24 protein-coding genes are annotated in these 25,954 nt (G+C 73.7%); 11 read left to right on the plus strand and 13 right to left on the minus strand.

From position 1 onward, the window contains the following. Positions 1-108: 108 nt before the first annotated feature. The 9 genes from ACZ6S0_RS27330 to mtnB all read left to right on the plus strand — a co-directional run bounded on the left by ACZ6S0_RS27330 (position 109) and on the right by mtnB (position 8,460). Positions 109-429 carry a hypothetical protein gene (locus tag ACZ6S0_RS27330; protein ID WP_465922170.1) on the plus strand — a complete coding sequence of 107 codons (321 nt, stop codon included), beginning with the start codon at positions 109-111 and terminating at the stop codon, positions 427-429. A 146-nt stretch (positions 430-575) separates the two neighbouring features. Beyond that, positions 576-1,595, plus strand: coding sequence for a BMP family ABC transporter substrate-binding protein (locus ACZ6S0_RS27335; RefSeq protein ID WP_465922171.1), 1,020 nt, complete (start codon positions 576-578; stop codon positions 1,593-1,595). Further along, positions 1,592-3,226 carry an ABC transporter ATP-binding protein gene (locus ACZ6S0_RS27340; RefSeq protein WP_465922172.1) on the plus strand — a complete coding sequence of 545 codons (1,635 nt, stop codon included), beginning with the start codon at positions 1,592-1,594 and terminating at the stop codon, positions 3,224-3,226. The genes ACZ6S0_RS27335 and ACZ6S0_RS27340 overlap by 4 nt, the downstream gene beginning before the upstream one ends. Further along, positions 3,223-4,314, plus strand: coding sequence for an ABC transporter permease (locus tag ACZ6S0_RS27345; RefSeq protein ID WP_465922173.1), 1,092 nt, complete (start codon positions 3,223-3,225; stop codon positions 4,312-4,314). The genes ACZ6S0_RS27340 and ACZ6S0_RS27345 overlap by 4 nt, the downstream gene beginning before the upstream one ends. A gap of 43 nt (positions 4,315-4,357) precedes the next feature. After that, a complete protein-coding gene (locus ACZ6S0_RS27350; RefSeq protein ID WP_465922174.1) occupies positions 4,358-5,233 on the plus strand; it encodes an ABC transporter permease in 876 nt (291 codons plus the stop codon). After that, the gene (locus ACZ6S0_RS27355) at positions 5,230-6,228 is read left to right on the plus strand and encodes a s-methyl-5-thioribose-1-phosphate isomerase (RefSeq protein WP_465922175.1); all 999 of its coding nucleotides are present in this window, start codon (positions 5,230-5,232) and stop codon (positions 6,226-6,228) included. Before ACZ6S0_RS27350 ends, ACZ6S0_RS27355 begins: the two co-directional genes overlap by 4 nt. Next, positions 6,225-7,172 (plus strand): nucleoside hydrolase, encoded by a 948-nt coding sequence (locus ACZ6S0_RS27360; RefSeq protein WP_465922176.1) that lies wholly within the window; start codon positions 6,225-6,227, stop codon positions 7,170-7,172. Before ACZ6S0_RS27355 ends, ACZ6S0_RS27360 begins: the two co-directional genes overlap by 4 nt. Continuing rightward, the gene (gene mtnC / locus ACZ6S0_RS27365; RefSeq protein ID WP_465922177.1) at positions 7,169-7,834 is read left to right on the plus strand and encodes an acireductone synthase; all 666 of its coding nucleotides are present in this window, start codon (positions 7,169-7,171) and stop codon (positions 7,832-7,834) included. Before ACZ6S0_RS27360 ends, mtnC begins: the two co-directional genes overlap by 4 nt. Further along, entirely contained in the window at positions 7,831-8,460 is a 630-nt protein-coding gene (mtnB, locus tag ACZ6S0_RS27370) for a methylthioribulose 1-phosphate dehydratase (RefSeq protein WP_465922178.1), read from the plus strand. The genes mtnC and mtnB overlap by 4 nt, the downstream gene beginning before the upstream one ends. 31 nt (positions 8,461-8,491) lie before the next feature. Here mtnB and mtnK read toward each other — a convergent pair whose 3' ends face one another. Genes mtnK through ACZ6S0_RS27390 form a run of 4 tightly spaced genes read right to left on the minus strand, consistent with a single transcriptional unit; the run spans position 8,492 to position 13,285 of the window. Further along, positions 8,492-9,676, minus strand: coding sequence for an S-methyl-5-thioribose kinase (gene mtnK / locus ACZ6S0_RS27375; protein ID WP_465922179.1), 1,185 nt, complete (start codon positions 9,674-9,676; stop codon positions 8,492-8,494). Beyond that, positions 9,673-10,701, minus strand: a complete 1,029-nt coding sequence (locus ACZ6S0_RS27380; protein WP_465922180.1) for an ABC transporter permease — start codon at positions 10,699-10,701, stop codon at positions 9,673-9,675. Before ACZ6S0_RS27380 ends, mtnK begins: the two co-directional genes overlap by 4 nt. After that, positions 10,698-12,215, minus strand: a complete 1,518-nt coding sequence (locus ACZ6S0_RS27385) for a sugar ABC transporter ATP-binding protein (RefSeq protein WP_465922181.1) — start codon at positions 12,213-12,215, stop codon at positions 10,698-10,700. The genes ACZ6S0_RS27380 and ACZ6S0_RS27385 overlap by 4 nt, the downstream gene beginning before the upstream one ends. Further along, positions 12,200-13,285, minus strand: coding sequence for a substrate-binding domain-containing protein (locus ACZ6S0_RS27390; protein WP_465922182.1), 1,086 nt, complete (start codon positions 13,283-13,285; stop codon positions 12,200-12,202). The genes ACZ6S0_RS27385 and ACZ6S0_RS27390 overlap by 16 nt, the downstream gene beginning before the upstream one ends. Positions 13,286-13,335: 50 nt before the next feature. Between ACZ6S0_RS27390 and ACZ6S0_RS27395 the strand changes: the two genes are divergently transcribed. Together ACZ6S0_RS27395 and ACZ6S0_RS27400 are read left to right on the plus strand one after the other, a co-directional pair. After that, entirely contained in the window at positions 13,336-13,923 is a 588-nt protein-coding gene (locus tag ACZ6S0_RS27395; RefSeq protein ID WP_465922183.1) for a 1,2-dihydroxy-3-keto-5-methylthiopentene dioxygenase, read from the plus strand. A gap of 146 nt (positions 13,924-14,069) precedes the next feature. Then, positions 14,070-15,359 carry a vanadium-dependent haloperoxidase gene (locus ACZ6S0_RS27400; protein WP_465922184.1) on the plus strand — a complete coding sequence of 430 codons (1,290 nt, stop codon included), beginning with the start codon at positions 14,070-14,072 and terminating at the stop codon, positions 15,357-15,359. Here ACZ6S0_RS27400 and ACZ6S0_RS27405 read toward each other — a convergent pair. From ACZ6S0_RS27405 to ACZ6S0_RS27445, 9 genes are read right to left on the minus strand one after another with little or no spacing between them, the layout of a single operon-like run. Next, complete coding sequence (locus ACZ6S0_RS27405; protein ID WP_465922185.1) at positions 15,356-16,972, minus strand: dipeptide ABC transporter ATP-binding protein; 1,617 nt, start codon at positions 16,970-16,972, stop codon at positions 15,356-15,358. The genes ACZ6S0_RS27400 and ACZ6S0_RS27405 overlap by 4 nt on opposite strands. Next, positions 16,969-17,850 carry an ABC transporter permease gene (locus ACZ6S0_RS27410; protein ID WP_465922186.1) on the minus strand — a complete coding sequence of 294 codons (882 nt, stop codon included), beginning with the start codon at positions 17,848-17,850 and terminating at the stop codon, positions 16,969-16,971. Before ACZ6S0_RS27410 ends, ACZ6S0_RS27405 begins: the two co-directional genes overlap by 4 nt. Positions 17,851-17,856: 6 nt before the next feature. Further along, positions 17,857-18,762 (minus strand): ABC transporter permease, encoded by a 906-nt coding sequence (locus ACZ6S0_RS27415; RefSeq protein WP_465922187.1) that lies wholly within the window; start codon positions 18,760-18,762, stop codon positions 17,857-17,859. Further along, entirely contained in the window at positions 18,759-20,369 is a 1,611-nt protein-coding gene (locus ACZ6S0_RS27420; protein ID WP_465922188.1) for an ABC transporter substrate-binding protein, read from the minus strand. The genes ACZ6S0_RS27415 and ACZ6S0_RS27420 overlap by 4 nt, the downstream gene beginning before the upstream one ends. Next, the gene (locus ACZ6S0_RS27425; protein ID WP_465922189.1) at positions 20,366-21,529 is read right to left on the minus strand and encodes an LLM class flavin-dependent oxidoreductase; all 1,164 of its coding nucleotides are present in this window, start codon (positions 21,527-21,529) and stop codon (positions 20,366-20,368) included. Before ACZ6S0_RS27425 ends, ACZ6S0_RS27420 begins: the two co-directional genes overlap by 4 nt. Beyond that, complete coding sequence (locus ACZ6S0_RS27430) at positions 21,526-22,560, minus strand: LLM class flavin-dependent oxidoreductase (protein WP_465922190.1); 1,035 nt, start codon at positions 22,558-22,560, stop codon at positions 21,526-21,528. Before ACZ6S0_RS27430 ends, ACZ6S0_RS27425 begins: the two co-directional genes overlap by 4 nt. Continuing rightward, positions 22,557-23,723 (minus strand): LLM class flavin-dependent oxidoreductase, encoded by a 1,167-nt coding sequence (locus ACZ6S0_RS27435; RefSeq protein ID WP_465922191.1) that lies wholly within the window; start codon positions 23,721-23,723, stop codon positions 22,557-22,559. The genes ACZ6S0_RS27430 and ACZ6S0_RS27435 overlap by 4 nt, the downstream gene beginning before the upstream one ends. After that, positions 23,720-25,039 carry an NtaA/DmoA family FMN-dependent monooxygenase gene (locus tag ACZ6S0_RS27440; RefSeq protein WP_465922192.1) on the minus strand — a complete coding sequence of 440 codons (1,320 nt, stop codon included), beginning with the start codon at positions 25,037-25,039 and terminating at the stop codon, positions 23,720-23,722. Before ACZ6S0_RS27440 ends, ACZ6S0_RS27435 begins: the two co-directional genes overlap by 4 nt. Then, complete coding sequence (locus ACZ6S0_RS27445; protein WP_465922193.1) at positions 25,036-25,944, minus strand: glutathione S-transferase C-terminal domain-containing protein; 909 nt, start codon at positions 25,942-25,944, stop codon at positions 25,036-25,038. The genes ACZ6S0_RS27440 and ACZ6S0_RS27445 overlap by 4 nt, the downstream gene beginning before the upstream one ends. Between the last annotated feature and the right edge of the window lie 10 nt (positions 25,945-25,954).

A 25,954-nucleotide genomic window follows, 5' to 3' on the forward strand; every position in this document is an offset into this window, starting at 1 on the left:
CGTACACATCTCCCCGGGCCGGCCGCGACTACACCAGCCCGCTCACTGTTTCGCGGGCCTCGTCCGGGTAGGGGCACCACGTCTGAACTGTCTGCACGAGGGGGAGAGATGCCTCGCGGATCGAGCCCGAAGAGAGAACGGCAGTACGAGGCCATCAGGGACAGTGAGCTGCGGCGCGGGGAGAGCGCCAGGCGCGCGACCGAGATCGCCGCCCGTACCGTGAACAAGGAGCGGGCCAGGGCGGGCGAATCCCGGATCGCGAGCCGGACGTCCCTCCACGACATCTCGTCGAGCCGGCGGGGCGGGCTGCGCTCGCATTCCGGTGCGGGCGGGCGTACCAAGGACCAGCTCTACGCCGAGGCCCGGCGCCGCAAGATCAGGGGCCGCTCCAAGATGACCAAGGCGGAGCTGGAAAGGGCCCTTCGCTGACCGGATGACTTCCGGGGCCCGGCGAACGACCTGACCACGGCGCCCGCCGGGCCGGCGGGCTCGGCCGCCGCGGTTCCCCGGCCCGGCAAATCCGGTCGTTCCATTATCAACATTTCCTACTGGATATACATGTTATATTCGTCGTTATGCGCACCATCTCCCTGGCGTCCGTGCTGGTTACCGCCGCGCTCGCCCTCACGGCCTGCGGCGGAGCCGGTCAGCCGGCCGCCTCCCCCGGGAAGTCCGTCATCCTGATCACACCCAACCCCGTGGGGACCAACAGCTTCCTGCAGCTCAGCGTCAAGGGCGCGGAGGCCGCGGCGAAGGAGATCGGCGCCTCGTTCAAGCTGTACGAGAGCAAGGACCCCACGAGCATCGCCCAGAACCTCGACGCCGCCGTCAGGGCGAAGCCAACCGTGATCGTCGGGGTCAGCTTCTCCTTCGACGACCTGTTCGCCACCGTACCCAAGCAGCAGCCCGGCCAGCAGTTCCTCCAGGTCGACTCGTGCGCCAAGGAACAGGCCCCCAACCTGACCTGCGTGTCGTTCAAGGAGCACGAGGCGGCCTACCTCGCCGGGGTCGAGGCGGGCCTGCTGTCGGAGAGCGGCAAGCTGGGCGTGGTGGCGGCGCTCGACTCGCCGTTCGTGCACCGGTGGATCGATCCGTTCTTCGCCGGCGCCAAGTCCGTCAAGCCCTCCGTCACCGGCACGCCGCTCTACGTCGGCGGCAACAACCCGTTCAGCGACCCGGCCAGGGCCAAGTCGCAGGCGCAGACGCTCACCGGCCAGGGGGTCGACATCGTGGCCGCCGCGGCGTCCGCCGGCAACCAGGGCGTCTTCGAGGCGGCGGCGGCCTCCGGGGCCAAGGCGTTCGGCGTGGACGTCAACCAGTGCGCGCAGAGCGCCGGCACCATCATCGACAACGTGCTCAAGCACGTCGACGTGGCCGAACTCGCCGCCATCAAGGACATCGCGGCGGGCAAGGCGGGCGGCGTCAAGGTGTACGGGCTGAAGGAGGGCGGTGTCGGGGTCAACGCCCTCGACGCCGACCTCGCCTCCTCGGGCTGCACGGTCGCGTCGAACCCCGACGTGGTCACGAAGGTCAAGCAGGTCCGCGACGACATCGTGGCGGGCCGGATCACGGTCACGGACCCCTTGGCCGGATGAACGATCACGCTCGTGCGCCCTCCGTCGAGCTGGCCGGCATCACCAAGCGCTTCGGCGACGTCCTGGCCAACGACGGGATCGACCTGACCGTCGAGCGGGGCGAGGTGCACGCCGTCGTCGGGGAGAACGGCGCGGGCAAGTCCACGCTGATGTCCATCCTGTACGGGCTGCACCGCCCGGACGCCGGGCAGGTGCTGCGCGCGGGCGTGCCCGTACGGTTGCGCTCCCCCGCCGACGCCATCGCGCACGGGCTCGGCATGGTCCATCAGCGCCTGCGGCTCTTTCCCGGTCTCAGCGTGGCGGAGAACGTGGTGATCGGCGCCGAGCCGGTGCGACGCGGCGTGCTCGACCGGACGGCCGCGCACGAGGCGGTGGCGGAGCTGGCCGGACGGTACGGGCTCGGCGTGGACCCGGCGGCCCGCGTCGGCGAGTTGCCGGTGGGCGTGCGGCAGCGGGTGGAGATCCTGAAGGCGCTCTACCGGCGGGCCGAGGTGCTCATCCTCGACGAGCCCACCGCCGTGCTCACCCCGGGCGAGGCCGACAGCCTGTTCCTGACCGTAAGGGAGTTCGCCGCCGAGGGCGTGTCAGTGCTGCTGGTGACGCACAAGCTGGAGGAGGTGCTGGCGGCCGGCGACCGGGTCACGGTGCTGCGCGGGGGCCGGGTGACCGGGCGGTTCGCCACGGCGGAGACGTCGGCGGACGAGCTGGTCCGGGCCATGATCGGCCGCTCGCTCGGCACCGCCCGTCAGGAGCGTCGGCAACCGGTGGAGGCCGCGCCGACGGGACTCGCTCCGGTGGACGCCGCGTCGGCGGGACTCGCTCCGGTGGAGGCCGCGGTGGTCGGCGTGAAGGCCGGGGCGAGGGCCGGGGAGGCGGGTTCCGCCCTGCTGGAGGTGCGGGACCTGTGGGTCCGCGACCGGGACGGTGTGGCGGCGGTGGCCGGGGTGTCGTTCGGGGTGCGGGCCGGCGAGATCGTCGGGCTCGCGGGTGTGGCGGGGAGCGGGCAGCGCGAGCTGGTCGAGACCGTCACCGGGCTGCGCCGGGCGGGCTCGGGCACGGTGCTCCTGGGCGGCCGGCCCGTCGAGGCCGGCAACGAGCGGCGGGTGGCCTACGTCCCAGGAGACCGCGCGGGACGCGCGACCGCGCCCGCCATGTCGCTGGCCGACAACCTGCTGATGGGCGCGCAGCACGGCATCCGCCTGCGCCCGGCCCAGGTGCGGCGGCGGGCCGCGGCGCTGGTGGAGCGCTTCTCCATCCGCGCCTCCTCGGTACGTGCGCCGATCGCGCACCTGTCCGGCGGCAACGCGCAGAAGGCGGTGCTGGCCAGGGAGCTGTCCAGGGACACGCCCGTGCTGGTGGTCGAGGAGCCGACCCAGGGGGTGGACGTCGGCGCGCAGGAGCAGATCCACGCCCTGCTGGCCGCCGCCCGCGACGCCGGGCGGGCCGTGCTGCTGCAGTCGAGCGAGCTGTCCGAGCTACGGGCCCTGGCCGATCGGGTGCTGGTCATGTTCGAGGGCCGCGTGGTCGCCGAGCTGCCCGTGTCGCAGGCCACCGACGAACGCCTCGGCGCCGCCATGACCGGCGCCACCCTCCCCCAGCCGACCGGCGGCGCTGAGGAGGCGGCCGGATGACCAGGGTCGAGAACCCGACGGGCACCCCCGCCCCCGCCCGCGAGGCGGAGGCCAAGGGCGGGCGGGGGTGGGCGGTCGTGCGGCGGCTGGTGCTGTCGCCCGCCGTGCTGTCCGTGGTGGGCGCGCTGGCGCTGACCACGCTGGTCATGGTCGTCGTCGGGGTCGACCCGTCGCTCGCCTACCCCGCGCTGCTGCGGGGCGCGCTCATGGACGGCAACTTCGAGTACACGCTCGCGGCGTACGTCCCCACGCTCGGCATGGCCGTGGCGTTCGCGATCCCGCTGCGGGCGGGCGAGTTCAACCTGGGCGGCGACGGCCAACTGGCGCTCGGCGGCATCGCGGCGGCGGCGCTCGCCCTGCACGCCGGCGGCTCGTACGTGGTGCCGCTGCTGGGCGCGGCGCTGGCCGGAGCGCTGCTGGCCGGGCTGTCGGCCCCGCTGCGCACCAGGCTCGGCGTCCCGGCGATCGTCAGCACGCTGCTGCTGAGCGCCCCGGCCGTCTCGCTGGCCTCCTACCTCGCCAGGTTCCCGCTGGCCGAGCCGGGCACGGGGCTGGCGCAGACGCCGCTGCTGCCGGAGGCCGCCCGGCTCCCGGCGTTCGGGGCCGGCTCGTACGTCACGATCGCGCTGCCCGTGGTCGCCGTGCTGACCGCGCTGTGGCTGTACGCCGACGCGCGTACCGTCCCCGGCTACGAGATCCGGGCACTCGGCGCGAACCGGGAGTTCGCCAGGTACGGCGGCGTACGCGTGGACCGGCTGGCCGCTGTCACGCTGGCCGCGGGCGGGGCGTTCGCGGGGGTGGTCGGCGGCCTGATCGTGCTCGGCCCGCCGTACCGCTTCGTGGACGGCGCGCTGAGCGCGCCCGGTTACACGTTCACCGCGATCGCGGCCGTGCTGCTGGCGGCCGGCCGCCCGCCCGCGGTCCCGTGGGCGGTGGCGCTGCTGACGATCCTGCAGGCCGGCGGGCAGGGCATGGAGCGGGAGGCCGGGGTGCCCAGCCAGCTCACCCAGATCGTGCAGGGCCTGATCATCGTGATCGTCGCGGTGGGCGCGGTCGTGCGGGGCCGGTCGGCGGGGAGGCGCGCGTGAACGGGTTCCCGGCGGCCGCACCAGCCCCCGTGGGGAGGCGCGGATGAACACCTTCCTCGCGGCGGTGCTGACCGCCACCGCTCCGGTCGTGCTGGCGGCGTTGGGCGGGCTGCTGTGCTCGGTGTCCGGCGTGTTCAACATGGCGCTGGAGGGGCAACTGCTGTGGGGTGCGTTCACGGCGGTGCTGTTCAGCCATGCGACGGGCAGCGCCTGGCTCGGCGTGGCGGGCGCGGTGCTCGCCACCGTCCTCTACGCCGCGCCGCTGTCGGTGCCCGCGGTGACGTTCCGCGCGGATCCGGTCGTGGTGGCGGTGGGGACGAACCTGCTCGCGCTCGGGCTGACCGCGTTCCTCATGCGGCAGGTGTTCGGCAGCGGCGGCACCTTCAGCTCCCCCGACCTGTCCGGGCTGCCCACGCTGGCCGCGCTCGGGCTGGACGTGCCGGTGCTGGGGCCGCAGTCGCCGCTGGTGCCGGTCGCGTTCCTGCTGGTGGTGTGGGCCTCGTGGTGGCTCGGACGGACCAGGTCGGGGCTGCGGCTGCGCGGCATCGGGCAGCACGCGGAGGCGGCCGAGTCGATCGGGCTGCGCGTGCCGGCGTACCGGCACGCCGCGGTGCTGGGGGCGGGGGCGCTGTGCGGGCTCGGCGGGGCGCAACTGGCGCTGGGCAACGTGACGCTGTTCAGCGAGGGGATGAGCGCGGGGCGGGGGTGGGTGGCCGTCGTGGCGGTCATGCTCGCCGGCGCCCGGCCGTGGCTCGGGCTGGGCGCGTGCCTGCTGTTCGGGGCGGCCGAGGCGCTGGGCTTCCGGTTGCAGGGGTTCGGGCTGCCGCAGCAGGCGGCCGACGCAGCCCCCTATCTGATCACGCTGCTGGCCCTGGTCGTGGCGGCGGCGACGCGTCGTGACAAGGAGAGAACGGTATGAGCGGGCCGGTGCTGGCCGACTCGGTACGGCTGACGGACGACGCGGTGGAGATCCTCGACCGCCGGGTCTATCCGTTCGAGGTGCGCTGGGTGCGCTGTGCCACCAGCGAGGACGTGGCCGTTGCCGTCGAACGGATGGTGACCCAGAGCTCGGGGCCGCTGTTCGCCACCACGGCCGGCCTGGTGCTCGGGGCACGCGAGGCCCGGCGGGACCCGCCGGAGGCGGCCGCGGCCAGGCTCCGGGCCGTGGGCGCCCGGCTGGTCGCCACCCGGCCGACGAACAACCACATCAGGGACGCCGTCCACGCCGTCCTGTCGGCGACCGTGAACGCCGCTGAACTGGCCGGGGACGAGCTGGTCGCGGCGGTGGAGGCGGCGGCGCGGGAGCACGACGACGGCTACCGGGCGCGCAGCGCCGCGCTCGGCGAGCACGCCGCCTCGCTGCTCGCCGACGGCACGCGCGTGCTCACCCACTGCTGGGCCGACGCGTACCTGATCGCGACGGTACGGGCGGCGCAGAGGGCGGGCAAACGGCTGGAGTTCGTCTGCACCGAGACCCGGCCCTACCTGCAGGGCGCCAGGCTGACCGCGGCGACGCTGGTCGAGATGGGCTACCGGCCGACCCTCATCACCGACGGGATGGTCGCCGCCGCCCTGTCCGACGGGCTGGCCGACGTCGCGCTGACCGCCGCCGACCGGGTGACGCTGGACGGCCATGTGATCAACAAGGTCGGCACGCTCGGCGTCGCGCTGGCGGCCAAGGCGTTCGGCGTCCCGTTCTACGCGCTGGTCGACGCCCCCGACCCGCAGGCCAGGACGGCCGCCGACGTGGTGATCGAGCGGCGCGACGGCGACGAGGTGCTGCACGCGCTCGGCGTGCGCACCGCCGCCGACGGCGTGACCGGCTACTACCCGGCTTTCGACGTGACCCCGCCCGACCTCGTGACCCGCATCGTGACCGAGCGCGGCGTCCACCACCCCAAGGAGCTTTCGTGAGACACGTCGTGGTCGACACCGACACCGGCATCGACGACGCCCACACCCTGCTGTACCTGGCGGGCCGCCCCGACGCCGAGATCGTCGCGATCACGTCGGTGTACGGCAACTGCGCCGAGGAGGACGCCACCCGCAACATCGGGTACGTCACCGGTCTGCTCGGCCTGGACGTCCCCGTCGCCAGGGGCGCCGCCGAGCCGCTGCGCGGCCCCGCCCACATCGCCGGGTACGTGCACGGCAAGGACGGCCTGGGCGACCTCGGCCACGACCGCCCGCTCCCCCGGGTGGCCGCCGAGACCGGCCCCGAGCTGCTGGTACGCCTGGCGAACGAGCGTCCTGGCGAGCTGGACCTGCTCGCGCTCGGCCCGCTCACCAACCTGGCGCTGGCCCTGCGCCTGGACCCCGAGCTGTTCACCAGGTACCGCTCGGTGGTGCTCATGGGCGGCTCGGGCCCCTACGCCCCGCCGGGCACGCTGCTGATGATCGACGCCAACATCAACAACGACCCCGACGCGGCCAGGGCCGTGTTCGCCGCGCCGCGCCGCGAGCTGGTCATGGTGGGCGTGAACGTGACGGCGGGCACGATCCTGGACGAGCACGCCATCGCCGCCCTGCGCGCCGCCGGCACGCCCACGGCCCGCTTCGCGACCGAGATCCTGGACGCGTACCTGGACTTCTACCAGAACGAGTGGGGCCGCAGGATCATCCCGCTGCACGACCCGCTGGCCGCGGGCATCCTGCTGGACCCCGCGTACGCCACCGCCTGGGCCGACGGCCCGGTGAACGTGCGCGGCGACGGCTTCCTGCACCGCGCCAGGCTGATGCGCACGCACGACGGGCTGCCTCCGGCCTTCCCGTACGAGCCCGCGCCGCCCACCCGGGTGATCACCGCCGTGGACGCGCGGCGGTTCGTGGCCGACTTCGTGGAGGTGCTGACCCGGTGACCGTGATCGTGATCGACATCGAGGGGACGACCAGTTCGACGGAGTCCGTCCACGTCGGCCTGTACGCCTACGCGCGGCCCCGGCTGGGCCCGTACCTCGACGCCCACCGCGACGACCCCGAGGTGCGCGCGGTCCTCGCCGAACTCGGCGCCGCCACGACGGCGGCGGCCGTCAAGGTGCTGCACGGCTGGATGGACGGCGACGTCAAGGCCACGCCGTTGAAGACGCTCCAGGGCCGGATCTGGGCGGAGGGGTTCGCCGCGGGCGAGCTGACCGCCCACTTCTTCCCCGACGTGCCGCCCGCGCTGCGGGCCTGGCACGCGGCGGGGCACGGGCTGGCGGTGTTCTCGTCGGGGTCGGTGACGAGCCAGCGGCCGTGGTTCGCCAACACGGCGTACGGGGACCTGTCCGTGCTGGTCGGGCACTGGTTCGACACGGTGAACGCGGGGCCGAAGCGGGAGCCTGCCTCCTACGTCCGGATCGCGCGGACCCTGGGCGACCCCGCTGACCTGCTGTTCCTGTCAGACGTACCGGCCGAGCTGGACGCCGCGGCGGCGGCCGGCTGGGGCACGACCGGAGTGCGCAGACCGGGCGAGCCGAACGAGGGCACGCCGTTCGGCGTCCATCCCGTGATCACGACCTTCGAGGAGCTGACCATATGAGCGCCGACACGACCCTCGTCGCCGACCAAGTGCACGCGGCGGGAGCCAGGCTGGCGGTGGAGGCGGCCAGATTCACCGGATTCGGGTGGATGCGCGGCACCTCCGGCAACCTCTCGGAGGTGGTCTCCCGCGAGCCGCTGCGGCTGGCGGTCACCGCCAGCGGGCTGGACAAGGGCGAGCTGCTGCCCACCGATGTGGCCGTGGTCGGCTCGCGCGGGGAGGCCGTCGTGGTGGAGGGGGTCGCGCCGCTCAGGCCGTCCGCCGAGGCCGGGCTGCACGCCCGGGTCGCGGCGCTGACCGGCGCCGACGCGGTCGTGCACGTGCACGCGCTCAACGCGGTCGTGGCCGGGCGGCGCTGGCCGGACGGGGTGCTGCTGCGGGACGTGGAGACGCTCAAGGGCATCGGCCGCCTGGCGCACGACGACGAGGTGCGGATCCCGGTGATCGGCAACAGCCAGGACATGCGGGAGCTGGGCGACTGGTTCGAGTCCGGGTACGACCCGCGCACGCCTGCCGTGATCGTGGCCGACCACGGCCTGTACGTGTGGGGCGCCGACCTGAAGCACGCCAGGCACGTCACCGAGTGCGTCGAGTGGCTGCTCGCCTACGCGCTGGCCGTCGCCTGACGGCCCCCGCCACGCGCGGCGGGGGCGCCGATCACCTGCCCGCCTCCGCCAGGACCTGGCCCACCCGGTCGAACAGCGGCTTCGGCTCGCCCCGCCGGGCCTCCGGGGCGAGCAGCAGCCTGGCCGCGGCCAGCACGGCGCGGATGGCCCGCACGCGCAGGTCCTCGGGCAGGGTCTCGATGTCGCTGACCGAGGAGAAGCCGATGACCCGCCGGGCGGCCTTGGCCGCGGCGAACGGCGCCGCGTCCGCGTACACCTTGGCCAGGTAGCGGTCGAGGTCGATGATCCGCGGGTCGGCCCGGCCCGGCCACAGCGCGGCGAACTCCTCGGCGAACCCCTCCCACGTCCGCGCCGCCTGCGTCAGCACCCACGCGGCGTGCGCGTCCTCGCCCAGGACGAGCGCGCGGGCGGCGGCCAGCACGTAGTTGCCCCACAGCGCGCCGACGTCGAACCCGACCGGCCCGTAGAACGCGAACTCCACGTCGAACGCCCTGGCCGAGTGCGGCTCGTCGCGGACCAGCACCGAGCCGGTGTGCAGGTCGCCGTGGATCAGCGCCTCCGCGTGCGTCATGAACGCGAGCTTGGCCGCCCCGACGGCCGCCCGCACGTCCGGGTCGCCGGCGTACGCGGCCACGTCGGCCTCGTTGGCCCGCAGGATCCGGTTGTGCTCGTGGGCGAGGTACGGCTCGGTGAAGACGAGGTCCTCGGTGATCTCGCACAGCTCGGGGTTGGCGGCGGTGGCCAGGGCCGCCTTGTGCCCCTTGGCGCCGAGCCCGAACACCGAGGTGCCGAACGCCACCTTCGCCACGTACCGGCCCAGGTCACCGGCCACGCCGTCGTGCCGCTGCCCCTCGTTGAGCGCGCCCCGCCACACCCGATGGTCCGACAGGTCCTCGATGGCGATGACGTGCCGTTCCGCGTCGGTGTCGTACAGCTCCGGCACGAGGCCGGGCGCGACCGCGTTGTGCACGCGCAGCGCGCGCCCCTCGATGCCGTTGCGCTCCGGGGTGATGGGCCAGGTGGGGTCCACCCGCACGTACGGGAGCGCCTGCTTGAGCACCAGCCCCCCGCCCTCCTCGGTCCCGGCGACGAACACCAGGTTGAGGTTGCCGTCGCCGACCTCCCGCACCCGCGAGACCGCGCCGAAGCGGGCGAGGGCGGGCCGCGCGGCGACGTAGCCGGGCACCGTGTCCACGGTGAGGAGCTCGTAGCTCACCTGATCCTCCTGAGCGTGTAACTGGTCACCAGCGCGCCGACGAGCAGCGCGCCCTGGACGAAGGTCTGGGCGTAGTAGGGCGCGTTCAGCATGGTCAGGCCGTTGATCGCGACGCCGATGAACAGCGCGCCCACCACGGTCCCCAGCGCGTTGGGCCGGTTGGCGCCCAGCACCGCGAACCCGATCAGCGCCGCCGCGACCGACTGCAGCAGGTACGGGTCCCCGGCCCCCACGTCGCCCCTGCCGAGCCTGGCCGTCAGCAGGATCCCGGCGACCGCCGCGCACACCCCCGACACGGCGTAGGCCAGCGCGCGGTAGCGGGCCACCCGGATGCCCGCCAGGCGGGCGGCCTCGGCGTTGCCGCCGATCGCGTACAGTGCCCGGCCCCACCGGGTGTGGTTGAGCAGCACGTACACGGCGGCGGCGAGCAGGGCGAACACCACCACGGGAACCGGCACGGAGACGATCGTGCCGCTGCCCAGCCAGACGAAGCCCTCGGTGAAGCGGCCAGGGGCGGGCGCGCCGTCGACCGTCATGCCGGGCGCGACCGACTGCCCGCCCGTGACGATCAGCGCCAGCCCCTGGAACAGGAACAGCGTGCCCAGCGTCGCCACCAGGTCGGGCACCTTGGCGACGACGGTCAGCAGCACGTTGACCCCGGCCACCACCAGCCCGGTGAGCAGGCCGGCCACGATCGCGGTGCCGCCGGTCAGGTTGAACCGCACCATGGTCAGCGCGGTCACCATCACCACCGTGCCCACGCAGGCGCCCGCCGACAGGTCGAACCCGCCGGTCGTCATGGAGACGGTGACGCCGAGCGCGACGATCCCGACCACGGCCACGGACTGCAGGACGACCAGGGCGTTCGGGTAGGTGGCGAAGGCGGGCCTGAGCAGGGAGAACAGGACGAGCATGACGGCGAGCACGCCGAGGAGGCCGTAGCGGTAGGCCAGGCCCGCGGCGTGGGAGGCCGCCCGGCGCCGCGCGGACGCCGCGGTGCCGACGCCCGACGCGAGGCCCGTCACCGCGCACCGCCCCGCTCGGTGGCACCAGACGTGCCCGACATGAGGGCGGTCAGGCGCTCCGGCGTGGCGTCGGCGATCGGCAGCTCCCCCGCCAGGTCGCCCTCGTGCAGCACGAGCACCCGATCGGCCAGGCCGTGCAGCTCCTGCGGGTCCGAGGAGGCCACGACCACGGCCGTCCGCCGTGCGCGTTCCCTGACGACACCGGAGAGGTCCGCGCGGGCGGCCACGTCCACGCCGCGGAAGGGCTCGTCGAGCACCAGCAGCCGCAGGTCGCCCGCCAGCCAGCGGCCGACCACCACCTTCTGCTGGTTGCCGCCGGACAGCGACTCGATGGGCGCCTCCGGCCCTGGGCCGCGGACGCCGAACAGCTCGATCACGCGCCGGGCGGCGGCGTGCTCCGAGCGGCGGGCCAGCAGCCCGGACCGGCCGTGCCGCCGCAGCCAGGGCAGCGTGACGTGCGCGCGTACCGACCAGCCGGGCACGATCGACTGCGCCGCCCGCTCCTCCGGGGCCAGCGCCACCCCGGCCGCGATCGCGTCGTGGGGGTGCTTCGGCTCGTACGGCACTCCGCCGAGCGAGAGGCTCCCCGACACCAGCGGACGCGCCCCGCCGAGCTGTTCGAGCAGCTCCGTCTTGCCCGCCCCGACCAGCCCGGTCACGCCCAGCACCTCCCCCGCGCGCACCCGGAACCCGAACGCGCGCCCGCCCCGCACTGCCCGTACGCCGTCGGCGACCAGCACCTCCTGGCCCGGCTCCGCCGGCGGGCCCGTGCGCGTGGGGCTCGCGCCGGCCGCGGGGCCGAGCATGGCCGCGACGATGGCCGCGCGGTCCAGCGGCGCGGCGAACGTGGCGACCAGCTCGCCGTCCCTCAGCACCAGTACCCGATCGCACAGAGCCTCGATCTCCGACAGCCGGTGCGAGACGTACAGCACGGACACGCCCGTGGCCGCCGCCTCGCGCACCCGGGCGGCGAGCGCCTCCGACTCGATCTCGGACAGCGTCGAGGTGGGCTCGTCGAGGATCAGCAGGCGGGCCCGGCGGGCCAGCGCGCGGGCGATGACGATCTGCTGCCTGGCGCTCGCCGGCAGGCTCTCCACCGGCGCGTCCAGGGGCAGCCCGAGGCCGGGGGCGACGGCCGCGGCGGCGGCGCGTACCCGGGCGCGGGTGCGGAACCACCCTCCTCCGGCCAGGGTGTCGAGCGTGAGATTGTCCGCCACGGTGGCGCCGAAGACCACGCCGTCGTCGATGTTCTGGTGCACGGTCTGCACCCCCGCCGCCTGCGCGTCCAGCGGCCCGCCGAACGTCACGGGCCGCCCGTCGAACGACAGCGTCCCCGAACTGGGCGGGGTGGCGCCGGAGAGGATCTTGATGAGCGTGGACTTGCCGGCCCCGTTGGTGCCGATCAGCCCGACGATCTCGCCGGGCCGCAGGCCGAGGGAGACCGAGGACAGGGCCGCGGTGGCGCCGTACCTCTTGGAGACGGACGTGACCGCGAACGTCACGACGCCGGCCACGGCACGCGGGCCACCTCGGGCGTCGTTAGTGCGGGGAAGGCCCTGGTGAGCTGCTCGACGCCGGTGATGCCCGCGTCACGCAGCCCCTTCTGCGTGATCAGCGACGGGGGCACGGTGAGCGCCCGGTCCACCTGCTCGCCCGCGACCAGCAGGGCGGCGGCGCGCACCGCGATCCGGCCCACGTTGGCGGGGTCGGTGGCCGAGGTCGCCACCCACGGGCTGTTCGGCTCGGTCATGACGCCGATGTCGGCGGTGGACACGTCCGCGCCGTAGATCTTCACCTGCCCGGCCAGGCCGAGTTCCTTGACGGCCAGCGCCGCGCCCTTGGCGAACTCGTCGTACGGCGCGAAGATCGCCTTGACGCCCGGGTGGGCCTGGAGCGCCGCCTTGGCCTGGTCGGCCACGGCCGCGGCGGTCGAACTGTTGACCACGCCGATCTGCGCCACCTGCTTGATGCCCGGGTTGTCCCGCTTGAACTGCTCCCAGGTCTCGTTGCGCCGGTCCAGCGGCGCGAACCCGGCGACGTAGACGTAGACGACCTCGCCGGAGCCGCCCGTGTCCGCCTTCAGCGCGCTCAGGGCCTGCTCGGCGATCTGGTGATCGTCCTGGGTGAGTGCCACGGCCTCGGGGGCGCCCGGGTCGACGTCGAAGGCGACGAGCGGGACCTTGGCGGCGACCGCCTTCTTGATGGCGGGCTGCACCGTCTGGGCGAACCCGTGGTCGACGATGATCGCGTCCGCCTTGGCGGTGACGGCCTGTTCGAGGTTGAGCGCCTGCTTGTCGTTGTTGCCGTCGCCGCTGGAGACCTCCAGCTTCACGTTGAGCGCCTCGGCCTCGGCCTGGGCGCCGGCCAGCCACTGCTCGAAGTAGTCGCCGGAGGAGAGCTGCCGGACGAGGGCGATCCTGACGTTCCCGGCGGCGAACTCGGCCGGCACGGCACCGGTCGGGGCGGCGACCGGCGATGAAGAAGACGGAGACGGTGGAGCGGAGGGAGCGGCGGCGGGCGTGCCCTGGGAGCAGCCCGCCAGGGCGAGGAGAGCCACCGCGCCCACAAGTCGTGCGAGGTTCACATAACGGACTATACCCGACAATTCATGCATGTATTGTAGACTTTTCTAGCATGACATACCTGACCGTTTACACCGACGGCGAGCAGCCCGAGACCCTGCTGGAGACCGAGGACACCACGGAGATCGCGGCGACACTGAAGGAGATCGACGTCGTCCTGCGCCACTGGGCGGTCGCCGAGGACCTGGCGAAAGACGCCGGCCAGGACGAGATCCTGGCCGCCTACCGCACAGAGGTCGACCGCGTCATCGCCGAGGAGGGCTACACCTTCGTCGACGTCGCCCAACTCCACCCGGACGACAGCCCCGACTGGCCCGAGCGCGCCACGGCGGCCCGGCAGAAGTTCCTGAACGAGCACACCCACGACGACGACGAGGTCCGCTACTTCGTCTCCGGCTCGGGCATCTTCTACCTGCACGTGAACGGCAGGGTGCACGCCGTGCTCTGCGAGGCCGGCGACCTGCTGAGCGTGCCCAGGAACACCACGCACTGGTTCGACATGGGCACCGAGCCCGACTTCACCGCCATCCGGTTCTTCCACGACGACGACGGCTGGGTCGGCGACTTCACCGGCGACCCGATCGCCCGGCGCATCCCGGACTTCGACACGATCGCCGCCGGCCGCGCGGCGAGGAGTTGAGGCGAGTCCGCCGGGAAAAACCCTTAAATCCTATAGGTTTAGTGGGTTATGCTGGCGTCGTGGGCGGCAACGGCCAGACCCTGGCCGGAGCCCGCGTGCCCGAACCGCACGAGCCCTCCTGACTCCTCCTGAAGGGACGTCCGACCTTGTTAGAGAGCTCACACCGCACGCCGGCCGCACGATCTCGCCGGCTGCGCGCCGTCGCCCTCGCGGCCGTGCTCGCCACCACGACGACCGTCACCAGCACCCCCGCCCTCGCGTCGACCGCGCCGACCTCGGGACGCACCGGCGTCGACGTGGCGGTCGAATGGTACGACGTCACCGCCGCCACCATCGCCGCCGCCGGGGCTGCCACGCAGGTCACCAACAGCCGCACGTGGGCGATCGGCTGGCTGTCCGCCGCCAGGGCCCTGCGCTCCGGCCCTGCGCAGCGGCCCTTCCAGGACGCCGCGCTGGCCTCCGCGGTGCACACCTCGCTCGTCAGCCTGGCCCCGGCCCGCGCCGCCCAGCTCGACGCGGCGTTCACGGCGACGCTGGCGCGCATCCCCGACGGCCCGGCCAAGGACCGCGGGGTGGCGGCGGGGGCCGACGAGGCGACCTCGCTGCTCGCGGAGCGGGCCGGTGACGGCCTCGACCCGGCTTCGGTCAGCCCGCCGTACCCGGTTCCCCAGCCCACGCCGGGGACCTGGCAGCCGACGCCGCCGGCGCACGCCCCTGCCGCGCAGTCGGGCACGAGGTTCGCCAGGCCGTTCCTCCTGGACCGCGCCGACCAGTTCCGGCCGGTGCCGCCTCCCGCGCTCGGCTCCCCGGCGTATCGGGCCGACCTCGAGGAGGTACGCGACCACGGCGCGGCGAACAGCACCGTACGCACGCAGGCCCAGACGGACGTCGCGCAGTTCTGGCTGGGATCCTCGCTGACCATCTACGACGGCGCGCTGCGTGCCGCCCTCCTCCAGTCCCGCGCGACGACGCCGAAGCGGGCCGAACTCGTCGCGCTCTTCCACGTCGCGCTGGTGGACACCCAGATCGCCACCTCGGACGCCAAATACTTCTACGTGCGCTGGCGTCCGGTCACCGCGCTGCGCGCCGCCGACACCGGCCACTCCGCCGTGCCCTCCGACCCGGCCTGGACCCCGCTGCACACGACGCCGGCGCACCCCGACTACCCGAGCGGCCACAACACCTACTCCGGCGCCGCGGAGCAGGTGCTGACCACGCTGGTCGGCGCCCAGTCCCGCGAGCCGTTCACGCTCACGAGCCCGACCGCGCCCGGGGCCACCCGCACCTACACCACGTGGAAGGTCCTGTCCGACGAGAACGTCGACGCCCGGGTCTGGTCGGGCATCCACACCCGCTCCGCCGACCGGGCCGGGGTGACGCTGGGCAGCCAGGTCGCGGCCCACGGTCTGCGGCACGCCGCCCGGCTGTTCTCCTAGACCGCACCCGACCCGGCCACGCCGCCGATGGACTCCATGCTGGGGACGGCGGCGACCAGCTCCCGCGTGTAGCGGTGGCGTGGCCGGGTGAACACCTCCCCGACGCCGCCCTCCTCGACGACCCGGCCGTCCTTCATGACCAGTACGCGGTCCGCGACGTGATGGACGACCCCCAGATCGTGGGAGATGAACAACATCGCGGTGCCGTACTCGGCCTGGAGATCGGCGAGCAGGTCGAGCACCTGGGCCTGGATGGAGACGTCCAGCGCGGAGACGGGCTCGTCGCAGACCAGCACGTCGGGGCGGGGACCGAGGGCACGGGCGATGGCGACGCGCTGACGCTGGCCGCCGGACAGCTCGCGCGGGCGGCGGGCCGCGGTCTCCGGTGGCAGGCCGACGCGGGCCAGCAGGTCCAGCACCCGCGCGTGGCGTTCGGCCCTGGGCAGGCGCAGCGGCTCGGCGACGACACGGCCGACGGTGTGGCGGGGGTCGAAGGAGTCGAGCGGGTTCTGCGAGATGAGCTGGATCCTGGGGCGCAGCGGGCGGCGTTCGCGCTCCCGCAGGTGGCTCCAGGGGCGTCCGTGCAGCGTGACCTGGCCGGTGTCGGGTTCGAGCAGGCCGAGGGCCAAGCGGGCGAGCGTGGTCTTGCCCGAGCCCGACTCGCCGACGACGCCCAGGGTCTCGCCCTCGTGGAGGGTGAAGGAGACGTCGTCGTTGACGCGGCGCGGGCCGTACGAGCGGGTGAGCCCGGCTCCGGCGAGCACTTGGGCCGAGAGGTCGGGGGCGGCGCGGCTGCGCGGGGCGCCGCTGGTGAGGCGGGTGCCCCGGGAGGCCGCGGACGGCACGGCGGCCAGCAGCGCGCAGGTGTAGTCGTGCGCGGGCGCGGCCAGCACCTCCCTGGCGGGTCCCTCCTCCACGATCTGCCCGTCCTTCATGACGAGGATGCGGTCGGCGATCGAGGCGACCACGGCCAGGTCGTGGCTGATCAGCAGCAGCGCGGTCCCCGCCGCCTTGCGCTCGGCGAGCAGCCGCAGGATCTGGGCCTGGACGGTGACGTCGAGCGCGGTGGTGGGCTCGTCGGCGATGATCAGTTCGGGGTTGGCGGCGATGGCGGAGGCGATGAGCGCCCGCTGCCGCAGCCCGCCGGAGAGCTGGTGCGGGTGCTGCCGGGCGCGCAGCTCCGGCTCGGGCACGCCGACCGCGTCGAGCAGGTCCAGCACCCGGTCCGCGCGGCGGGCCCGCGCGACGACGTCGTGGACGGCAAGCACCTCGGCGATCTCGGCGCCCACGGTGCGCAGCGGGTCGAGCGAGACCAGCGCGTCCTGCAGGACGAGCCCGGCGAACCTGCCGCGCAGCCGGCGCCAGTCGCCGGGGGCGAAGGAGAGCGCGTCCCGGCCGGACACGCGGAACGCCGAGGCCCGTACGGACGAGCCTGGCCCGGCCAGGCCCAGCAGTGCCCGTGCGGTGACGCTCTTGCCCGACCCGGACTCCCCCACGATCGCCACGCACTCGCCGCGCGCGATCGACAGGGAGACGCCGTGCACGACCTCGGTGTCGCCGAAGCTCACGCGCAGGTTCTCGACGGTCACCAGCGGGGTCACCAGCGAGGTCATGAGGTTCTCCCCTCGAAGCGGCGTTGCAGGCGGCGTCCGACGACGGTGAGGCAGACGACGGTGAGCGTGATCGCCAGGCCCGGGAAGAACGCCTCCCACCAGGCGACCCGCAGGTAGTTGCGGGCTTCCGAGAGCATCGCGCCCCACTCGGCGGCCGGCGGCTGCGGGCCCATGCCGAGGAAGCTGAGCCCGGAGCTGGCGATGACGGCCTGGCCGAGCCCGATGGTGGCCAGCACGGGGATCGGGCCGAGCACGTTGGGCAGCACGTGCCCGGTGATGATCGCCAGGCGGGGACGGCCGAACGTCAGGGCCTGCTCCACGTAACCGGCGTGCCGGACGACGAAGGTCTGCGCCCGGATCACCCGGGCGTAGTTCGGGATCTGGGCGACGGCGATGGCGAAGATCACGTTGCTGGTGCCGGGACCGGTGATCGCCACGACGAGGAGGGCGAGCAGCAGCTCGGGCAGGGTGGACAGCACGTCGAACGAGCGCGCCAGCGCCTCGTCCAGCCATTTCGGCGACAGTCCCGCGGCCAGGCCGAGGAGCAGGCCGGCGGTGACGGCCAGCGCGGCGGCGGCGACGCCGATGCCGACGGAGTGGCGGGCGCCGAACACGACCCTGGCCAGCACGTCGCGGCCGAGATGGTCGCTGCCGAACCAGTGGCCGGCGCCGGGCGGGGCGAGCGCGTTCAGCGGGTCGGCGGCCAGCGGGTCGGCGGCGGTGAGCAGGCCGGGCGCGGCCACGGCCAGCGCGAGCAGGGCGAGGAGGGCCACCGGCAGGAGCAGGACGGGCACACCTGGTCCGCGCAGGGCGGGTGCGGCGGGCCGGCGCAGGGTCCGGCGGGCGGGGCGGGACTCCCCGCGGGTGAGCACGCGCATCGCGGGTCAGCCCCGGATCCGGGGGTCGATGACGCGGTAGGCCAGGTCGAGCAGGGTGCTGATGGCGACGTACGCGACGGCGGACAGCAGCACCACGGCCATCACGACGGGCATGTCCCGGCCGGTCACGGCCTGCATGGCCACCTGACCGAGCCCCGGCCGCCCGAACAGCACCTCGATGATCACCGCGCCGCCCAGCAGCGTCCCGGTGAACCATCCGGCCAGCGTCACCGCCGGGATCAGCGCGTGCCGCAGGGCGTGCCGGGCGACCAGGGCGCGCTCGGTGAGCCCGCGCGCCCTGGCCGTCACCGCGAACGGCTGCTCCAACGCACGTTCCAGCCCGCCGCGCAGCACCTGGCCGAGCACGCCGGCGATGGGCAGGCCGAGCGCGACCGCGGGCAGCACGAGCGCCTGCGGCCCCTGCGCCCCGGAGACCGGGAACCAGCCGAGCGTGAACGAGAACACCGACAGCAGCACGATCCCGATCAGGAACGGCGGAACCGACACCGACACCAGCTCGGCCGCCGAGGCCGCGCCGCGCAGCCACCGTCCCCTGCCCGCCGTGAGGATGGCGATGGCCCCGGCCAGCGCGACCCCGGTCCCGGCCGCGGCGAGCGTGAGCTGCAGGGTCGGCCCGACCTGGGTGGCGAGCACCTCGCCCACGCCACGCTGGAGCTGGTACGAGCGGCCGAGGTCGCCGTGCAGCAGCCGCCACAGGTAGGACAGGTACTGCACGATCTCCGGCCGGTCGAGCCCCCACTCCGCGACGATCCCCGCCCTGACCTCCGGGGTGTCGGGGCCGTCGCCGACCAGGATGTCGACGGTGTCGCCCGGGGCCAGCAGCAACGCGACGTACGAGGCCGTGGCGGCGGCCCACAACACCGCCAGCCCGGTGCCGAGGCGCTTGATCATGTCCCGATCCGCACGTCGTACGCGGCGGCGGGGGTGCCCGAGGACGGGTCGAACCCGAGCCCCTGCACGGTCTTCTGCGCGGCGATCTGGTCGGCGGGGACGTAGAGCGGGAACACGATGGCGTCCTCCAGCACGGCCTCCCGCTGCACGTCGGCGTAGAGCCGCTTGCGTTCGGCCTGGTCGGAGGTGGCGGAGGCGGTGGCCAGCCACTTCTCCACCTGGGGGTCGGCGAAGCGGGTGCGGTTGACCGCGCCATCGGCCGGCAGGATGAGGTTGAGCGCCGCGCCCGCGTCGGAGTCGCCGCGGGAGTTGCCGAACAGCTCGTACTCGTTGTCGTCGACGGCCTTCTGGGCGCTGCCCTGGTCCACGATCCTCACCTGGAAGTCGATGCCGGCGTTCTGCTTGACCTGGGCCTGGATGGCCTGGGCGAGGACGTCCCTGCGGTCGCGGACGAAGGGGGCCGAGGCGATCTCGCGCACCGTGAGCCGCTTGCCGTCCTTGACCCGGAACCCCTCGGCGTCGCGCTCCTTCCACCCGGCCGCGTCGAGCAGGGCGTTGGCCTTGGCCACGTCGCCGCCGAACGAGCCGTCGAGCCCGGCGTCGTAGAAGGGGCTGTTCTTGCCGACGATGCTCCAGGCCCTGGTGGCGGTGCCCTGGTAGACGGATCTCAGCACGGCGTCCACGTCCACGGCCTCGCGGAACGCCTCGCGTACGCGCTGGTCGTCGAAGGGGGCGTGGGAGGTGTTGAAGTAGTAGGAGTAGGCGGTGCCCGAGTTCAGCGCGGTCTGCAGGGTCAGGGTCGGATCCTTCTCGATGAGGGCGACCTCGGTGGCGGGGAGGCCCTCGATCACCTGCACCTGACCGGAGGTGAGCGCGCCGACCCTGACCGCGGCCTCGGGCAGGAATCGGTAGGTCAGCTCGGACAGGTGGGCCGGGCCCTGGTGCGCCGCCCCCGCCGGGGGCCACCGGTAGGCGGGGTTGCGGCGGTAGTGGATCTCCTGGCCCTGGACGTACCGGTCGAGGATGAACGGCCCGGTGCCGACCAGGTCGGTCCCGCCGAACTTCAGGTCCTTGGCGCTCTTGAGCGACTTGGGCGACACCTGCCCGGCGTAGGGCGAGGCGAGGAAGTCGAGGAACAGCCCGTCCGGCTCGGTCAGGGTGATCTTCAGCCGGTACGGCGACACGACCTCGGCCCGGTCGAAAGCCTTGAGCTGGATGGCGGCCACCGCCGGGTTGTAGCCCGGCACGCCGAACTGGTCGAGGTTGGCCTTGACGGCGGCGGCGTCGAACTTCGTGCCGTCGTGGAAGGTGACGTCGTCGCGCAGGTCGAGGGTGTAGGTCAGGCCGTCGTCCGACACCTGCCACGACTTCGCCAGCCAGGGGCGGAAGGTGCCGTCCTCCGCCTTCGAGACGAGCGCGTCGAACTGGTCGAACACGAGCAGCCGCACCTTGTTCTGCGCCCACAACTGCGGGTTCAGGGTGATCGGCTGCGTCTCTATCGCCCACACCAGCGTGGTGCCTGGGGCGGACCGGGCGGGCTGCGCACCGCACGCGGCCACGGCCAGCAGCGCGGGGATCAGCAGCAGCGCGGGGATCGAGCGTCTCACGGGCGGTCCCATGCCTCGGCGAGCAGCTCGAAGGAGCGCACGCGGTCGTCGTGGTCGTGGGTGATGGTGGTGACGAGCAGCTCGTCGGCCCCGGTGACCCGGCGCAGCACGCGCAGCCCGTCCGCCACCTGGCGTGGTGAGCCGACGAACCGGGTGTCGATGCGGTCCTTGACGAGCCGCCGGTCGGCCTCGGTCCAGACGTGGCGGTCGGCCTCCTCCTGCGTGGGGTACGGCATCGCCCCCGCGCCGGTCCTGATGCTGCGGACCCACAGCCCGTAGCCCTTGGCCAGCTCGCGCGCCCGCGCCTCGTCCCCGGCCACGACCACGTCGGCCGAGACGATCACGTACGGCTCGGCCAGCGCGTCCGACGGCTTGAACGCCTCCCGGTACGCCTCGACGGCCTCCAGCACGCTGGACGGGCTGACGTGGTAGTTGGCCGCGAACGGCAGCCCGCGCTCGCCGGCGACCTGCGCGCTCTGGCCGCCGCTGCTGCCGAGGATCCACACCTGCAGGTCCGCGCCCTCCCCTGGCACGGCGTGCGCCTCGTGCGTGCCGTTGAGGAAGGCGAGCACGTCGTCGATCTGGGCGGCGAAGTCGGGCGTCTGGGCGCCGGGCTGCTGGAGCAGCGTGGCGTAGTGGACGAGCTGGGGGTGCTGGGCGAGCAGCGACCAGTCGAACGGCGGCGGGATGAGCAGCCCGTCGACGATCCTGGCGGGCTGCTGCCCGACGGCCGCGTCCGTGACCGGCTCGCCGTTTCCGGCCCGCTCGCCGTTCCCGGACCTCTCGGCGTTCCCGGCGGGCTCGGCGCTCTTGGCCAGTTCGGCGCGGCGCTGGCCCGAGCGGCCGATCCCGAGGTCGACCCGGCCCGGGTACAACGCGTCGACCAGGCCGAACTGCTCCACCACCGACAGCGGCGTCTGGTGCCCGAGCTGCACGGCCCCCGACCCGACCCGGATCGTGTCCGTCGCCGCCGCGAGCAGCCCGATCAGCACGGCCGGGGCCGAGCTGGCCACGCCCGGCGCGAAGTGGTGCTCCGCGACCCAGTAGCGGCGGTAACCGAACTCCTCGGCTCGCCGGGCCAGGTCGATGGTGTTGCGCAGCGCGTCGCCGGCGCCGCCTCCCGACACGATCGGGGCGAGATCGAGGATGGACAGGGTCACGCGGCACCTCCGGGGAACGGCCTGCTGGGGATCTCGGCCCGCAGCACGGGCGCGATCTCGGTCTGGAACAGCTCCAGCGCCTCCCGGTGCTGCCGGGGTGTGAGCCCGTCGGCGTCGGCGTGCAGGTGCATGACCTCGTGCCCGAACCGTTTGTGGTAGCGGAGCACCTTGTCGATGATCTGCTGCGGGCCGCCGACCAGGATCGAGCTGCGCTCGATGGCGTCCTCCAGGGTGGGGAAGACGATCGGCAGCCCCAGCCTGCGCTGGAACGCCACGCGGGCGTCGTAGATCGGCCGGTACGTCGCGATCGCCTCCTGGGACGTCCTGGCCGTGTAGAAGCCCGCCGTCCCTGCCCCCACCAGCGCGTCGGCCGGGTCGTGCCCGTAGTGCGCCCAGCGTTCCCGGTAGTGGTCGATCAGCTCGCCGTACGGGTCGATGGGGTTGGTGACGTTGGCGGAGAACAGCGGGTCGCCGTACCTGGCGGCCAGGTCCACCGACTCCTTGCTGGTGGCGCTGCCGTGCCAGACGCGGATCGGCCGTTGCAGGGGGCGCGGCCAGGTCTCGGCCTCGGTGAGCGACGGGCGGAACGTGCCCGCCCAGGTGACCTTGTCCTCCCGCCATAGGCGGCGGAACAGCTCGTAGCCCTCGCGGTTGCGTTCCCACTGGTCCTCGGCCGTGACGTGGAACAGCTCGGCCTGCGCGGCGCCGTTGCCCTTGCCGATGATCAGCTCCAGCCTGCCCTCGGACAGGTGGTCGAGCGTGGCGTAGTCCTCGTAGGCCCGTACCGGGTCCAGCAGGCTCAGCGTGGTCACCGCCGTGAACAGCCGGATCCTGGACGTCCTGGCGGCGATGTGGCTGAGCACCACCGGCGGGGAGGAGGAGATGAACGGCCGCTCGTGCCGCTCCCCCACGCCGAACCCGTCGAAGCCCAGCTCCTCGGCCAGCACCGCGTTCTCGACGACCGCGCGGAAGCGCTCTGTGGTCGACCGCTCGTCGTTGTGCACGATCAGCGTGATGAGCAGGAACTTCATCGTGCCTCCACGTACCGGCTGCCGGGGCGCGGCAGGCCGAGCAGCCCGCGCAGCGTGGCCGCCTCGTACGCGTGCCGGAACGCCCCCCGCCCGCGCAGCTCGGCCGTCAGCTCCCGGGCGATCCGCTCCAGGTCGTACGGCAGCGCGCCGGGCCGCAGCCGGAACCCCTGGATCCCGGCCTGCCGCCACTCCAGCAGCAGGTCGGCCAGCTCCCCCGCCGTCCCCGTGAAGATCGCGGCGTCGGAGGCCAGTTCGGCTCCGGCCAGTTCGTCGAGCCGCGCCTTGCGTCCCGCCGCGTCCTCGCCCAGGAAGACGAGCAGGTCGGCGAAGATCTTCAGCTCGCCGGAGAGCCCTCTCAGCTCCTCGACGATGGCGCGGGCCTGCTCGGCGGACTGCGGCGTGACGTACACGACGTCGGCGGCGCCCGCGGCGAACTCGTACGGCAGCCGCGCGTGCGCGAGCGCGGTCACCACCGGCCGGCCCTGCGGCGGGCGCGGCGTGGTCGACGGCCCCTTGACGGAGAAGAACCGGCCGGAGAAGTCGATGTGGTGGAGCTTGTCCCGGTCGATGAACCGGCCGGTGGACACGTCGCGGATCTCGGCGTCGTCCTCCCAACTGTCCCAGAGCCGCCGCGACACCTCCACGGCGTCCGCGGCCTCGGCGAACAGGTCGCGCACGTGCGGGTCGGCGGACAGGTCCGCGCCGCCGGGCCGATTCAGCAGCCGGTCGAGCGGCGGGAACTCCCGCCGTCCGACGAGCCTGGCCTCCGAGGCCCGCGGGGAGAGCTGCGCCCGCCACCCGGCCCGGCCGCCGCTGACGTGGTCGAGCGTGGCGATGCCGATGGCGACGTGGAACGGCTCGGTGTGGGTGACGGTCGCGGTCGGCACCAGCCCGATCCGGCTGGTGAGCGGCGCCAGCCGGGAGGCGAGCAGCACCGCGTCGAACCGCCCCCGCACCTGGTCGGTACGGTCGTCGTCGCCGTCGGGCAGCGTCGACTGCAACCCGAGCGTGTCCTCGAAGGTGACGAAGTCGAGCAGCCCGCGCTCCGCCTCGGTCACGAGTCCCGCCCAGTGACGGGCCGAGAAGACGTCGGCGGCGGATTCGCGCCAGGCGGCGGGATGCCAGCCCGCGCCGTCCAACGCCACGGCCAGATGCAGGGTCATGCGAGCTCCAGATGGTCACGGAGGGTCACGCCGGTGTAGTGGGTACGGAAGGAGCCGCGTTCGCGCAGCAGCGGCACCACCCGGTCCACGAACTCGTCCAGCCCGCCCGGCGTCAGATGCGGCACGAGGATGAACCCGTCGGCGGCGTCGGCCTGCACGTGCTCGTCGATCCGCCGGGCCACGCTCTCAGGGGTGCCGACGAACGTCTGCCGCCCGGTCACCTCGATGACGAGTTCGCGGATGGAGAGCCCCTTCTCCTCGGCCAGCGCCCGCCACTTGGCGGCCACGGCCGGCCGGTCCTTGATCGGCACCCTCCCCTGGGAGACGCCTTCCGACAGGTCGGGCTCGATCGCCGGCAGCGGGCCCTCCGGGTCGTACGCCGACATGTCGCGGCCCCACACCTGCTCCAGGAACGCGATCGCGGTCTGCGGGCCCACCTGCTGGCGGCGGATGCGGGCGGCGTTCTCCGCGGCCTCCGCCTCGGTGTCGCCCAGCGCGAACGTGACCCCCGGCATGATCTTCAACTCGTGCGGCTCGCGGCCGTACCTGGCCAGGCGGCGTTTGACGTCGGCGTAGAACCGCTTGCCGTCCTCCAGCCTGCCGTGCGGCGAGAAGATCACGTCGGCGTGGGCGGCGGCGAACTCGCGGCCGTCGTCGGATTCGCCCGCCTGGATGATCACGGGCCTGCCCTGCGGGCTGCGGGGCAGCGTGAAGCGGCCCTCGACGGTGAAGTGCGCGCCCCGGTGCTCGACCGTGCCGATGGCCCCAGGGCGGACGAACGTGCCCGCCGCCGCGTCGGCGGCGACCGCGTCCCGGCTCCAGGAGTCCCACAGCTCACGCGACAGGTGGACGAACTCGGCGGCCCGCTCGTAGCGCTGTGAGCGGTCGAGGTAGCCGCCACGGCGGAAGTTCTCGCCGGTGAAGGCGTCGGAGGTGGTCACCACGTTCCACGCGGCCCGGCCCGCGCTCAGGTGGTCCAGCGTGGACAGGCGCCGGGCCAGCTCGTACGGCTCGTTGAAGGTCGCGTTGACGGTCCCGGCCAGGCCGAGCCGGTCGGTCACCGCGGCCAGCGCGCTGAGCACGGTGAGCGACTCGGGGCGGCCCACCACGTCGAGGTCGTGGATGCGCCCCTTCAGCTCGCGCAACCGCAGCCCCTCGGCCAGGAAGAAGAAGTCGAACGTGCCGCGCTCGGCCGTCCTGGCGAGATGGACGAACGAGGCGAAGTCGATCTGGCTGCCGGAGCGGGGGTCGCTCCAGACGGTCGTGTTGTTCACGCCGGGGAAGTGGGCCGCCAGGTGCACCCGCTTGCGCGTCATCGGCCCCGCCCGTGCGGCGCGTCCCAGGTGGCGGGCAGGCCCTCGGTGGTCTCGCGGAAGGCGGGCAGCCGGTAGAGGTCGCGGGCGTAGGGCCACAGGTGCTCGAAGTCGCTCAGCTCGCGCTCGCTGACGGCGTGACCGCGGTTGTGCTCGCCGTCGAACCTGGCCAGCGTCACCCACAGCCGCACGTCGGCCTCGGTGATCGTGTCGCCGGTCAGGAACCGCCGCTCGGCCAGGAGTTCGTCCAGCCGTTCCAGCGCGGCCACCACCTGGTGCCGCTCCCGCTCGCGGTCCTCCCGCGTGCCGGCGCGGGCGACGCGGGAGACGCCGGTGTTGACGTCCTGGTAGATCCGGTCGTTCAGCTCGTCGATCTCCGGGCGGAGCGCCTCGGGGTAGAGGTCGACGGGGTCGGCCCACCGCTCGAACTGGGTGGCCAGGTCGAGCGTGATGTCGGGGAAGTGGTTGCTGACGATCGTGCCGCGTTTCCTGTCCCAGAGCACGGGCACCGAGATGTGGCCGCCGTACCCCTGCTCGGTGGCCTCGTACGCCTGCTCCAGCAGGGTGAAGCCGTTGACCGGGTCGGGGCCCCTGCGCTCCCTGAACGCCCAGCCCCGGCCGTCGCGCTCGTCGTCCACGTACGACAGCGAGACCACGTCCTCCAGGCCCTTGAGCTTGCGGACGATCGCGGCGCGGTGGGCGTACGGGCAGACCCAGGAGACGTAGAGGTGGTAGCGGCCGGGCTCGGCGCGGAAGCCGCTGGAGCCGTCGGCGCTGATCCGCCCCTGGAAGGGGTAGATCGGGCGGTCCCAGGCGGGCGAGAGGTGCAGGCGGCCGGGACCGTAGTGGCCGTAGGCGACGTGGTCGACGGAGGTCGCGTAGACCGGCGGCTGCGTGGTGATGGACACAGGTCCTCCG

This window comes from Nonomuraea sp. NPDC051298 (genome assembly GCF_055586305.1).